Raw genomic sequence first — 12,665 nt, forward strand, 5'->3', positions numbered from 1 at the left:
AAAACAAAATGAGTGAAACGAAAGAAAAAATGTTTAAAGGCGGCGGATTTTTAATCGAGGATGTTGCAGCAGAAGATGTCATTACCCCTGAAGACTTCACGGATGAACACTGGATGATCGCCAAAACAACCGAAGACTTTGTTTTAGGAGAAGTGGTTCCTAAAATTGATAACCTTGAAAACCATGAATTCGAACATTCTGTGGATCTGTTGAAAAAAGCCGGTGAACTAGGTTTGCTTGGTGTCGATGTTCCGGAAGAATACGGTGGACTTGGTTTAGATAAAATCAGCTCTTCTTTGATTACAGAAAAGTTCTCTCGCGCTGGCGGCTTTTCGGTAACACATGGGGCCCATGTAGGAATCGGCTCATTGCCAATTGTATTTTTTGGTAATGATGAACAAAAGCAAAAATATTTGCCGAAGCTTGCGACTGGGGAATTGATTGCAGCGTATGCGTTGACGGAGCCTGGTTCTGGTTCTGATGCTCTAGGTGCTAGAACAACAGCAAAATTGAATGAAGCTGGCACACATTATGTATTGAATGGGGAAAAACAGTGGATTACAAACTCTGCTTTTGCTGATGTGTTCGTTGTTTATGCAAAAATTGATGGCGACAAATTTACAGCTTTCATTGTAGAAAGGGACTATAAAGGTGTCTCCACGGGTCCTGAAGAAAAGAAGATGGGAATCAAGAGTTCATCCACACGTACATTAGTTTTGGAAGACGCAGAAGTTCCTGTAGAGAATGTACTTGGTGAAATCGGACGCGGTCACGTCATTGCTTTCAACATTTTAAATGTAGGTCGCTACAAGCTTGCTATTGGCGGAGTTGGTGGTTCTAAACGCGCGATCGAACTTGCTGTAAAATATGCAAATGAACGTAAACAGTTCCAAACACCGATCTCCAGCTTTTCATTAATCCAGGAAAAACTTGCTTCTATGGCAGTCAACACATACGCTAATGAAAGTTCTGTCTACCGCACAGTCGGTCTTTTTGAACAAAGCATGGGAAAACTGTCTGAAGAACAACTTAAAGATGGTAAAGAAGTAGCGAAAGTAATCGCGGAATATGCCATAGAATGTTCATTGAATAAAGTATTCTGTACCGAATTGCTGGACTTTACAGCTGATGAAGCTGTACAGATTCACGGTGGTTACGGGTTCATGCAAGAGTATGAAGTGGAGCGTATTTATCGCGATTCCCGAATCAACCGGATTTTTGAAGGCACCAATGAAATTAACCGGATGATTGTTCCTGGAACACTATTGAAAAAAGCAATGAAAGGTGAACTTCCATTATTGCAAAAAGCTCAGTCCCTACAAGAAGAATTAATGATGATGATGCCTGAAGAGCCAGGTACAGAGCCATTAGAGCAAGAGAAGTATTTAGTGAAAAATGCTAAGAAGATTGCGCTGGTAGCGGCTGGTCTCGCTGCTCAGAAGTATGGCGAAAAACTAGAGAAAGAGCAAGAATTACTTGTCAATATCGCTGATATCGTTGCTGAAATTTACAATATGGAATCAGCATTGCTTCGTACCGAAAAAGCGATGAACAAGTCTGCAGAAAAAGCTCAGCAAAAACTTCTATATACACAAGTTTATGTGCAGGAAGCATTCAATCGTATAGAAGCGCATGCGAAGGAAACATTAATCGCTTCAGAAACAGGAGATACTTTACGCATGATGCTTGGGGCACTTAAGAAATTAACCCGTCACACACCAACAAACGTTATTGCGAAAAAACGTGAAATTGCAGCGAACTTAATTAAAGAAGAAAAATACATCGTATAAGCTGCTGTTAAAGGTATAGGGGGTCACCACACGTACGGACTAAGCAAGACCGACTGCAACAGTAGCCGGTCTTGTTTTTATTTAACGAATTATAATAGAGGCAAAAGAATGCCGTTCCATCATTTAGCTGATCTGCTCTATAAAGAAAGCTCTATTAAGTGTTGTTGTTTATTTTCATAAGAAGTTTATGCCACTAATGGACGTATTACGGAACACTCGATTTCGAGATATTTATCTGAATAACGGTCCGGTGGGGAACGACTCTCTTTCCGCGGACATGTGCTGAGCCTCATCAGACTTCGTCTTCCAGGGTCTCACCTGTCATATTCATCCCGCACGCAGGGCTTTAGCCCGAGGAAGCTTGCCAGGAATGCGAGATGCTTCCTAGGCCATTCCTTTCCTTTCCTCTCCCGGTAACGGACCCCACCATCTCGAAACTGATTCTTCAGCAAACGGGAGCCTATCCGTAAAATCAACACTTGATTTAACAGAGTATTTAAGAAAAATAATGATTCCGCTTTCCCTGTTTAATGAAATGTATTCCAAGGTTGTGATAGAATATAGGCATGGTAAATCATAAGGGGGAGAGAGCTTATGGCAGTAACCTTTTATTGGTATCCACAGTGTGGAACTTGTAAAAAAGCAAAAAAGTGGCTGGATGAGAATGACGTAGAATATGAAACCGTACATATCGTCGAAAATCCGCCTAATCAAACTCAGCTGCAGGATTACATAGATAAAAGCGGCATTCCTGCGAAAAAGTTTTTTAATACAAGTGGAAAAAAGTATCGTGAGCTGGGAATGAAGGATAAGCTTAAGGAAGCAAGTGAATCTGAAATGGTGGAATGGTTAGCATCAGATGGTATGTTGATCAAAAGGCCGATCGTTACAGATGGAAAACAGGTGACGGTAGGTTTTAAAGAGTCCGTTTTCGAGAATACTTGGAAATGATGCAGTAGGGAATGAGCATATCATTGGCATTAAAGGCAAAAAGCTTTTATGTTAATAATGCAGCTTAATTATAATAATTATAATTTGGAGGGATTAGTCATGAGTTTACCAAAAGATCTAAGTTATTCTGAAGAGCACGAATGGGTAAAAACAGAGGGAGAAAAAGTACGTATCGGAATCACTGACTTCGCACAATCCGAACTTGGAGATATTGTTTTCGTTGAATTGCCTGAAGTCGGAGATGAGTTGGAAGCGGACGAGCCATTTGGTAGTGTAGAATCTGTCAAGACAGTTTCTGAGCTATATGCCCCAGTTAGTGGTAAAGTGGTGGAAGTGAACGAGGAACTGGAAGACAGTCCGGAGTTTGTCAATGAATCCCCCTACGAAAAAGCATGGATGGTTATCGTGGAACCTTCTGATAAATCAGAAATGGACGAACTGATGACTGCTGAACAATATGAGGAAATGATTTCAGAAGACTAATTTTATTCTCATTGGGAACTCTATACATAAGGGGTGACCTGATGGATAAAATGAATAAAACCAATAATTTCACTTCAAAAAAAGCTGCCGAAAAAATTGGCAGACAGCGCCAGCTTGCAAACAAAACAACAAAACAAGAGGCGCCTAAAGTCCGCCAATATGTAGATTGTGATGATGGCGGCTGGTGTTGAATAATCGTTAGTTAACCTCAGACCATGCTATCATCAAAGCATGGTCTGTTTTACTAAGTGACCGGGTGGGATTCCAGATGGAATATGATAACCAATTACCCATTCTCATTGTAGAGGGAATTACTGATAAAAAACATATCAATAAGATATTGGATGATCAGGTAGAGATTCTATGCACTCATGGTACGTTAGGCGTTGAACGGATGGAGGAAATGATTTTAGACTATAACCTTGATGATCGTTCCGTTTACATTTTGGTGGACGAAGATGATTCCGGCCATAAATTACGTAAACAATTGACATACGAGCTTCCCCATGCCGAGCATATCTATGTTGATAAAGCTTATCGAGAAGTAGCCACTACACCTGAACCCGAACTGGCTAGAGCGCTGTTAAGCCAGCATTTCAATGTCAAACCAATCTATCTGATTTAAGGGAAGGGGGTTAGGATGGAACAACTTGAATTAGCACCGAATAGTGAAACAATCCAAAAAAAGAAGCGTGCACTTATTTTTATTCATAGCCCATTTTGTGGAACGTGTCATATGGCCAGAAAGATGTTAGATACCATTGAGGCAATGTGGAAGCAAGATTTGTTTTTTGAATTGAATGCGGCCATCCATCCTGCTTTCATGCAGGAATACCAAATTAAGAGTGTACCTTGTTTATTAATTCTGGCAGACGGTAAAATCAAGGAAAAAATCTATGCTTTCCATTCGGTGACTTATATGCAGAGAGCGGTGTCTAAATACGTCAACTCCTAATATTATTTCCCAAGAAATAACGAAAGAAGTCAGCAGCCCTTACCCGGCATGATACTTAAGGGCTGTTTTTTTGTGAAAAATTCTTTTCCTTCAGGTTATGAAGTGAATTTAATAGACGGTTTACAAATACTATCCTTTTACAATAGATAGTTGTTAAATAAAATGTTACTGCTGAAAGTTTTCCCCAGCAAAAATGAGCCGATATATCGGCTCATTTCTAATCCACTAAATCCCCTATCTTTTCTACTATTTCAAGGAATTTTGCCTTGTCGTCGAATCTGGCCGCTATAAATCCTTCTTGATCAATGATTATGGTTGTGGGCACACTGGTACATTGATACTGCTCGTATATGCTTTTTCCGTCATCTACTAATGTTTGCTGCGTCAGGAACTTTGTTGCAAAGTCTTCTCCAGCTTGGCTGCTTCTTTCCCGGCCTGCAACATTAATAGTAAGCATGCGGACTTTATTTGAATCCATTGAGCGGTTCAATTGTTCTTTCATAGGCAAGTCCCTGGCACAGTCCGGACACCATGATACCCAAAAAGTCAGTACGATCACTTTTCCGATGTCTCCGTTGACATCATAGACGACTCCGGAATGCATTTCCGGTAATTGAAAAAGTGGTGCTTTTTCCATGGTTGTTCCCTCCTTAAGCAATTATTCTTTTATCAATCCTATCATAAAAAATAAGGAAGAAGCATGGAATTCGGTCATCTCCCGTGGGTGACCAGTGAAGATTCTCCATAGTGAATCCAAATTAAAATCTAAATAAGTTGAATTTTGTTGACAATTATTTTTAAGCCGTGCTACAATCCTTTTTGTGACACTTAAAAGGATTAAAGCACAAAAATTAAAGCAACAAAATAGTATCTCTTATTAAGAGAGGCGGAGGGACTGGCCCGATGAAGCCCGGCAACCGTCAAGCGATTATGCTTGAAAAGGTGCCAATTCCTGCAGAGTAATCAACTCTGACAGATAAGAGAACGGAGCAGCTTGATACATAAGCGCCTTTCTGTTCTCGTAAGCAGAAATAGGCGTTTTTTTAATTTAACGAGCATGAAGTCAAGCTTGTAGGAGGCGGCATGAAATGATTTCAATTAAAGAACTGACAAAAGTCTTTCATACAAAAGATCAAGATGTCACCGCAGTAGACCATCTTGATTTGAATATTCAATCCGGAGAGATTTATGGGGTGATCGGTTATAGTGGTGCAGGAAAAAGTACATTCATTCGTTTATTGAATCGTCTCGAAGATCCTACTTCGGGTTCGGTTACGATCGATAAGCAAGAAATAACGAGTATGAACAAGAATGACTTGCGACTAGCCCGGCAGGAAATTGGAATGATATTCCAGCATTTCAACTTGCTCTGGTCGCGCACTGTCAAAGATAATATCGCTTTTCCGTTAGAAATCGCTAAGATGCCGAAGGAAAAGAGAGAGGCGCGAGTGAAAGAGTTGGTTGAGCTTGTAGGTTTGAAGGGGAGAGAAAATGCGTACCCTTCCCAACTGAGCGGAGGGCAAAAGCAACGAGTAGGCATTGCTCGTGCGCTGGCTAATAAACCGAAAGTTCTATTATGTGATGAAGCGACGTCTGCACTGGATCCTGAAACAACGGACTCGATTCTTGATTTATTAGTTGATATCAATGAAAAACTTGGACTTACAATTATATTGATCACCCATGAAATGCATGTAATCAGAAAGATATGTCATCGCGTTGCAGTAATGGAAAATGGAAAAGTGGTAGAACAAGGAGATGTTTTAGATGTCTTCCTGCATCCCAAGCGTCCGGTGACTAAAAAATTTGTTGATCAAGTGATGGGAGATCCTGACCAAGACCACTCCCTTGATTTGATTCATGAGAATTACAAGTCCGGTAAAGTATTGCGCCTTCATTTTGTAGGTGAAAGTACGAATCAGGCATTGATAAGCGAACTTTCCAGGGAATTTAAAATTGATTTGAATATTTTGCATGGAAAAATCACGCAAACCCAAAAAGGGGCGTACGGTACATTGTTCGTCCACGTAGAAGGTGATCAGGATGAAATTGAAAGGGCTCAAGCTTATATCCAGGACACTTCAGTAGAAGTGGAGGTGATTCCGAATGTTCAATAAATTGTTTCCGAATGTCGAGCTACAGGATATGATCACTGCTACCAATGAGACACTTTACATGACCATCATATCTGTGCTTGGAACCTTGTTTTTAGGTATTATTCTTGGGCTGCTGTTGTTTTTATCCCGTCCAGGAGGTTTATGGGAGAATAAGTTCCTTAATTGGGTTACGGCAGCATTTGTAAACGTGTTCCGTGCTATTCCTTTTATTATTTTGATCCTATTGTTATTCCCTTTTACTGATTTTTTAATGGGAACGATACGTGGCCCTAAGGCTGCGTTACCGGCTTTGATCATCGGAGCTGCACCTTTTTACGGCAGACTGGTTGAAATAGCTTTAAGAGAGGTAGATAAAGGGGTGGTTGAAGCAGCAAAATCCATGGGGGCTAAGAATTCAACAATCATTTTCAAGGTCCTGCTCAAAGAATCGATGCCCGCACTTGTATCAGGTCTTACGGTGACAGCCATCGCTCTTATTGGCTACACTGCAGTAGCAGGTGTGATTGGCGCGGGCGGTTTAGGAGACTTCGCTTATTTTTATGGATTCCAACGAAGTGATTTTGATGTGGTATTTGTATGTACAGTGTTAATTGTCCTCATCGTGTTCATTTTCCAATTCATTGGGGACATCCTGACACGTTCATTAGATAAAAGATAAAAAAGGAGAATGGTTATGAAAAAATGGTTAACAGGTATTTTAGCAGGATTATTAATAGTAGTGCTTACTGCTTGTGGCAGCTCAGATGAAGAATCTGGATCGAATGGATCTTCAGAGAAGAAGGAAATCAAAGTAGGCGCAACTTCCGTTCCTCACGCGGAGGTCCTTCAAGAAGCGAAACCGCTTCTAAAAGAGGAAGGAATTGAATTGAAGATCGAAGAGTATCAGGATTATGTGTTACCTAACAAAGACCTGGCAGAAGGCCGGATTGATGCGAATTACTTCCAGCACATTCCTTACCTGGAAACGCAAATGGCTGATAACGGCTATGACTTCGTGAACCTCGGCGGTATTCATATCGAGCCAATGGGGATCTATTCTAAAAACATCAAAAGTGTTGAGGAAGTTCCAGAGGGAACCGATGTATTGCTAAGTCGTTCTGTTGCCGATCATGGACGAATTCTTTCCTTATTAGAAAGAGAAGGACTGATCAAGCTGGATGAAAATGTGAAGAAAGTAGATGCTACCACCAAGGATATCGTTGAAAACCCTAAGAACCTAAAGTTCGACGATGGGATCAATGCAGAACTTCTGCCTTCAAACTATGAGCGGGAAGAAGATGCTTTAGTTGCCATTAATACCAATTATGCAATTGAAGCTGGTCTAAATCCTAGTGAAGATGCTCTTATACTTGAAGGTTCCGAATCACCTTATGTGAATGTCATTGCTGCGAAAAGCGAAGATAAGGATTCAGAAGCCTTGCAAAAGCTGGTAGAAGTATTACGTTCAGAAGATATCCAAACATTTATGAAAGAACAATATGATGGAGCGGTAGTTCCAGTAGATGGTGCACAATAACATTTTTTAACAACCTCCTCTCAGGATAGTGACCATGTTTTTGCTTATACTAGCATTAATATGTATTTATTACTGGGAGGTTTTTTTATGGAAGAACAAAAAATGACATTCACAGAAGCATATCTTCAAGAATATAAGCATGGAATTGGCACATTTACAGAAAAAATGCCGAAGATTGCTCATCACTTCAATGCTTTTACGGAAGCAGCCTTTGAGGCTGGTGAACTTTCAGAAAAAGAGAAGCAGTTGATTGCACTTGGCATCAGCGTTGTCGCCCAAGATGAATATTGTATGATTTATCACACAAAAGGCTGTATAGATCAAGGAGCAAGCGAGAAAGAAATCATGGAGGCCTGTGGGGTTTCTGCTGCATTTGGCGGCGGGGCTGCAATGAGCCAGGCTGTTACTTTAGTACAAGAAGCGTATCAAGAGTTGCAAAATTTGCAACATTAAGTATAATTCGAGCAAAACGGAGTAACGAGGAGCAAATTTGATTATATATCCTTGGTGCCCTGTTAAATGTTGTATAAAAATACAATTAGTATACCATCCGGTTATTTTGGTTTAAATGCGTTTTGGTCGGGGTAATATACCTGTGCTACACTTAATAGCATACAAAAACCGAAAGGATTGATTTATTATTAACGACCAACTTAAGCTGAATTATACTTCCGAAATGGAGAAAGCTATGCAGCAATCCCACGGAATTGGCTATGCCGAATATAGCAACAAGTTAGATCAGCGATTAAAAGTTGAAAAACGTCGTCAAAAAGATCACGAAGAAAGCCGTAAAATAGTGGCTGAAGTAGATCGTCAATTGCATAAATAATAAATTATAAAATCAGGTGGTAGCATACCACCTGATTTTTTCCGTTTATGTCTATATAATAAGGAAAGTCCATGTTATCCTAAGAACGTAGATTTTTTTAACCAAATGGTTTAGAAAGTCTGGTACGTATAGCGAAAAAAGTTGATAACAGTTTCGAAATGATATAAGATTGTAATGAGAATAGATTGAGAATGGATTATGATCCTTTATCAAAAAATGATTTACAATAGATATGGAGGTATCAGTTATGGCAGGATCAACTTTAGAAATCAAGAATCTTCACGTAGCGATCGAAGGTGAAGAAATTTTAACAGGGGTCAACTTGACTATAAACGGTGGAGAATTCCACGCAGTAATGGGACCGAACGGAACAGGGAAATCCACTTTAGCATCAGCGATCATGGGTCACCCAAAATATGAAATCACTGAGGGTGAAGTGTATATTGATGGGAAAGACGTATTGGAAATGGAAGTAGATGAACGTGCGCAAGCAGGGCTATTCCTTGCAATGCAGTATCCAAGCGAAATCAGTGGTGTAACAAACTCTGACTTCCTTCGTTCTTCTATCAACGCACGGCGTGAAGAAGGCGATGAGATTTCCTTGATGAAATTCATCAAAGAGATGGACGGAACAATGGACTTATTAGAGATGGATAAGAACATGGCACAGCGTTATCTTAATGAAGGGTTCTCCGGTGGTGAGAAAAAACGTAATGAAATCCTTCAATTGATGATGCTTAAGCCGGCTATCGCAATCTTGGATGAAATTGACTCTGGTTTGGACATCGATGCCTTGAAAGTCGTTTCTAAAGGAATTAATCAGATGCGCGACGACAATTTCGGTTGCCTGATCATCACTCACTATCAACGTCTATTGAACTATATCACTCCTGACAAAGTACACGTCATGATGAAGGGCCGTATTGTGAAGTCCGGTGGACCAGAACTGGCTCAACGCCTGGAAGATGAAGGTTACGACTGGATCAAGCAGGAGCTTGGAATTGAAGATGAAACTGTAGGTCAAAAAGCGTAAACAGATAGGAGGGATACCATGACAGTAGAAATCTCACTAGGATATGACAAAGAATATGTCAGCAAATTCTCTGCAGGCTTAAACGAACCAGAGTGGATGAAAACCCTTCGTCTTGATGCATTGCAGCAAGCGGAACGCCTGCCGATGCCAAAGCCTGATAAAACAAAAATCGACCGTTGGAACTTCACAAAATTCACACATGACTTACGTGGGGAGAAAATGGAGTCGTTAGCAGAGTTGCCAGATCAAATCAAAAACTTTATTGACCAGGATAAAGCTGAACAAAACTTAATGATTCAAAGAGATCAACGTCCCGCTTATGCTTCTTTATCTAAATCATTGAAAGATAAAGGTGTTATCTTCACAGACATGAAAACAGCGGTTAATGAAAACAGCGATCTTGTAGAAAAATATTATATGAAAGACGGGATTCAAGTAGATGAACATCGCCTTACTGCATTGCATGCTGCGTTGATGAATGGCGGAGTGTTCGTTTATGTTCCGGAGAACGTACAAGTGGAAGAACCACTTCAAGCGATTTTCTGGCAGGAAGATCCTGAAGCTGCCTTATTCAATCACGTCATTGTTGTTGCGGATAAGAACAGTTCCGTGACTTATGTGGAAAATTATATCTCTCATAATAAAGAAGACGAAGAAGCAGTAACTAATATTCTAACTGAAGTATTTGCCCATGATAACGCAAAAGTATCTTTTGGAGCTGTAGATAACCTTGGCGCTGGTACTACTACGTATGTAAATCGCCGTGGGGTTGCAGACCGGGATGCAAAAATTGAATGGGCACTTGGCCAAATGAATGACGGCTATACTATCTCGGAAAACTATACCTACCTGATGGGAGAGAATTCTCTTGGTGATGCGAAAACAGTATCTGTGGGACGCGGAAACCAAAAGCAGAACTTCACCGCACGAATTGTCCATTATGGTAAAGCTTCCGAAGGGTATATCCTGCAACACGGCGTCATGAAGGATAAAGCGACTGCCATCTTCAATGGTATTGGTAAAATTGAACATGGTGCATCTAAGTCCAACGCTGAACAAGAATCACGTGTCTTAATGCTAAGTAAAGATGCCCGTGGGGATGCAAACCCGATTCTGCTGATTGACGAAGATGATGTAACTGCAGGACACGCGGCATCTGTAGGTCGTGTTGATCCAATGCAACTATTCTATTTGATGAGCCGCGGGATGTCACAAAAAGAAGCGGAGCGTCTTGTCATTCATGGCTTCTTGGCTCCTGTAGTAAATCAACTGCCGATTGAAGCGGTGAAGGAGCAGTTGACACAAGTGATAGAAGGGAAAGTAAATTGATGGATATTAAAGCTGTCCGTCAATCCTTTCCGATTCTGGATCAAGAGGTTAATGGACATCCGCTTGTATATTTGGATTCATCTGCCACTTCACAGAAGCCGGCTTCTGTAATTGAAAAATTGGATGAATATTATCGAGGTTACAACTCCAATGTTCATCGTGGTGTCCACACTCTTGGCACGAAAGCTACAGATGAATATGAAGGAGCCCGTGAGAAGGTTCGCCGCTTCATCAATGCTAACAGTACGCAAGAGGTCATATTCACTCGTGGAACAACGACCGCAATCAACACGGTGGCCTCCAGCTATGGGCGTGCAGAGCTTGGCGAGGGAGATGAAATTGTGATCACTCCGATGGAACATCACAGCAACATCATACCTTGGCAGCAAGTGGCAAAAGCTTCCGGAGCAACCTTAAAATATATCCCGCTTCAAGCAGACGGTACCATTGATTTAAAAGATGTAGAAGAAACCGTTACGGATAACACTAAAATTGTAGCAGTCATGCATGTATCCAATGTATTGGGGACGATCAATCCTGTTAAAGAAATAGCGGAAATCGCCCACCGGCATCAGGCTGTCATGCTTGTCGATGGGGCGCAGAGCGCTCCCCATTTAAAAGTAGACGTACAAGATTTGGATTGTGATTTTTATGCTTTTTCTGGTCACAAAATGTGCGGACCTACAGGCATTGGCGTGCTTTATGGCAAGCGTGCCTTATTGAATGACATGGAGCCGTTTGAATTTGGCGGAGAGATGATTGATTTCGTTAATCTCTACGACGCAACATGGAAAGAGCTGCCTTGGAAATTTGAAGGTGGAACGCCGATTATCGGTGGTGCTATCGGCCTTGGAGCAGCAATCGACTTCATCAATGAAATTGGGCTGGAGGAGATTGAAGCTCACGAGCATATGTTAGTCGACTATGCGATGAATCGTATGAGGGAGATTGATGGCCTGACGATTTATGGCCCTGATGAACGCGCTGGCTTGGTCACTTTTAACCTTGATGATGTACACCCGCATGATGTTGCTACCGTACTTGACGCGGAAGGCATCGCGGTCCGTGCCGGTCATCATTGTGCACAGCCATTGATGCGTTGGCTGGATGTCTCAGCTACTGCCCGTGCCAGCTTTTATTTGTATAATACAAAAGAAGATATTGATCGACTTGTCGAAGGATTACAAAAAACAAAGGAGTATTTTGGCGATGTCTTTTAATAACCTGGATACACTCTACAGACAAGTCATCATGGATCACTATAAAAACCCACGAAACCGTGGAACTATTGAAGGGGACGACCACATGTCCATCGACATGAACAATCCTACTTGTGGCGACCGCATTCAGCTTCAGCTGCAAGTAGAAGATGGGCTGGTCAAAGATGCTAAGTTTGATGGAGAAGGATGTTCCATCAGTATGTCTTCTGCCTCCATGATGACGCAAGCCGTCAAAGGAATGCGTATAGAAGATGCTTTGTCGATGTCAAAGCTCTTTTCAGATATGATGCAAGGAAAAGAGATTGATGAACAGGAATTTGATTTAGGGGATATCGAAGCATTACAAGGTGTTTCGAAGTTCCCGGCTAGAATCAAATGTGCCACACTGGCATGGAAGGCTATGGAAAAAGGTGTTGACGAACAAGGACAGTCTTAGTCACGG

16 protein-coding genes and 1 riboswitch are annotated in these 12,665 nt (G+C 41.3%); of the genes, 15 read left to right on the top strand and 1 reads right to left on the bottom strand.

The annotated features are described in order from the left end of the window. The first annotated feature begins 8 nt into the window (after nucleotides 1–8). From BLV00_RS16100 to BLV00_RS16120, 6 genes are all read left to right on the top strand, one after another. Nucleotides 9–1,790: an acyl-CoA dehydrogenase family protein gene (locus tag BLV00_RS16100; protein ID WP_093045994.1), complete on the top strand. Its 1,782-nt coding sequence runs from the start codon at nucleotides 9–11 to the stop codon at nucleotides 1,788–1,790. Between the two features lie 594 nt (nucleotides 1,791–2,384). After that, a complete protein-coding gene (locus tag BLV00_RS16105; protein WP_093045995.1) occupies nucleotides 2,385–2,741 on the top strand; it encodes an arsenate reductase family protein in 357 nt (118 codons plus the stop codon). 99 nt (nucleotides 2,742–2,840) lie between these two features. Beyond that, a complete protein-coding gene (gcvH, locus tag BLV00_RS16110; protein WP_093045996.1) occupies nucleotides 2,841–3,224 on the top strand; it encodes a glycine cleavage system protein GcvH in 384 nt (127 codons plus the stop codon). 41 nt (nucleotides 3,225–3,265) lie between these two features. Then, nucleotides 3,266–3,415: a hypothetical protein gene (locus BLV00_RS21740; protein ID WP_143030739.1), complete on the top strand. Its 150-nt coding sequence runs from the start codon at nucleotides 3,266–3,268 to the stop codon at nucleotides 3,413–3,415. A 77-nt stretch (nucleotides 3,416–3,492) separates the two neighbouring features. Beyond that, nucleotides 3,493–3,849, top strand: a complete 357-nt coding sequence (locus BLV00_RS16115; RefSeq protein ID WP_093045997.1) for a toprim domain-containing protein — start codon at nucleotides 3,493–3,495, stop codon at nucleotides 3,847–3,849. Nucleotides 3,850–3,864: 15 nt separating this feature from the next. Beyond that, nucleotides 3,865–4,179 carry a thioredoxin family protein gene (locus BLV00_RS16120; protein WP_093045998.1) on the top strand — a complete coding sequence of 105 codons (315 nt, stop codon included), beginning with the start codon at nucleotides 3,865–3,867 and terminating at the stop codon, nucleotides 4,177–4,179. Nucleotides 4,180–4,396: 217 nt separating this feature from the next. On the opposite strand, the gene BLV00_RS16125 is transcribed toward BLV00_RS16120, so the two are convergent. Next, entirely contained in the window at nucleotides 4,397–4,816 is a 420-nt protein-coding gene (locus BLV00_RS16125; protein WP_093045999.1) for a TlpA disulfide reductase family protein, read from the bottom strand. A 234-nt stretch (nucleotides 4,817–5,050) separates the two neighbouring features. Then, nucleotides 5,051–5,162, top strand: a riboswitch (SAM riboswitch). A 105-nt stretch (nucleotides 5,163–5,267) separates the two neighbouring features. Between BLV00_RS16125 and BLV00_RS16130 the strand changes: the two genes are divergently transcribed. The 9 genes from BLV00_RS16130 (at nucleotide 5,268) to sufU (ending at nucleotide 12,659) form a co-directional block, all read left to right on the top strand. Next, complete coding sequence (locus BLV00_RS16130) at nucleotides 5,268–6,296, top strand: methionine ABC transporter ATP-binding protein (RefSeq protein ID WP_093046000.1); 1,029 nt, start codon at nucleotides 5,268–5,270, stop codon at nucleotides 6,294–6,296. After that, nucleotides 6,286–6,954, top strand: coding sequence for a methionine ABC transporter permease (locus BLV00_RS16135; RefSeq protein ID WP_093046001.1), 669 nt, complete (start codon nucleotides 6,286–6,288; stop codon nucleotides 6,952–6,954). The genes BLV00_RS16130 and BLV00_RS16135 overlap by 11 nt, the downstream gene beginning before the upstream one ends. A 15-nt stretch (nucleotides 6,955–6,969) precedes the next feature. Next, the gene (locus BLV00_RS16140; protein WP_093046002.1) at nucleotides 6,970–7,812 is read left to right on the top strand and encodes a MetQ/NlpA family ABC transporter substrate-binding protein; all 843 of its coding nucleotides are present in this window, start codon (nucleotides 6,970–6,972) and stop codon (nucleotides 7,810–7,812) included. Nucleotides 7,813–7,899: 87 nt separating this feature from the next. After that, nucleotides 7,900–8,265 (top strand): carboxymuconolactone decarboxylase family protein, encoded by a 366-nt coding sequence (locus tag BLV00_RS16145; RefSeq protein ID WP_093046003.1) that lies wholly within the window; start codon nucleotides 7,900–7,902, stop codon nucleotides 8,263–8,265. Nucleotides 8,266–8,500: 235 nt separating this feature from the next. Further along, on the top strand, nucleotides 8,501–8,641 hold the full coding sequence (locus tag BLV00_RS22070) for a YuzK family famiily protein (protein ID WP_176791633.1): 141 nt from the start codon (nucleotides 8,501–8,503) through the stop codon (nucleotides 8,639–8,641). Nucleotides 8,642–8,888: 247 nt separating this feature from the next. Further along, complete coding sequence (sufC, locus tag BLV00_RS16150) at nucleotides 8,889–9,674, top strand: Fe-S cluster assembly ATPase SufC (protein WP_028783601.1); 786 nt, start codon at nucleotides 8,889–8,891, stop codon at nucleotides 9,672–9,674. An 18-nt stretch (nucleotides 9,675–9,692) separates the two neighbouring features. Beyond that, nucleotides 9,693–11,003 carry a Fe-S cluster assembly protein SufD gene (sufD, locus tag BLV00_RS16155; RefSeq protein WP_093046004.1) on the top strand — a complete coding sequence of 437 codons (1,311 nt, stop codon included), beginning with the start codon at nucleotides 9,693–9,695 and terminating at the stop codon, nucleotides 11,001–11,003. Continuing rightward, nucleotides 11,003–12,223 (top strand): cysteine desulfurase, encoded by a 1,221-nt coding sequence (locus BLV00_RS16160; protein ID WP_093046005.1) that lies wholly within the window; start codon nucleotides 11,003–11,005, stop codon nucleotides 12,221–12,223. Before sufD ends, BLV00_RS16160 begins: the two co-directional genes overlap by 1 nt. Next, complete coding sequence (gene sufU, locus BLV00_RS16165; RefSeq protein ID WP_093046006.1) at nucleotides 12,213–12,659, top strand: Fe-S cluster assembly sulfur transfer protein SufU; 447 nt, start codon at nucleotides 12,213–12,215, stop codon at nucleotides 12,657–12,659. Before BLV00_RS16160 ends, sufU begins: the two co-directional genes overlap by 11 nt. Nucleotides 12,660–12,665: the final 6 nt, after the last annotated feature.

The sequence above is a fragment of the Thalassobacillus cyri genome (assembly GCF_900107755.1).
GTDB lineage: Bacteria > Bacillota > Bacilli > Bacillales > Halobacillaceae > Thalassobacillus > Thalassobacillus cyri.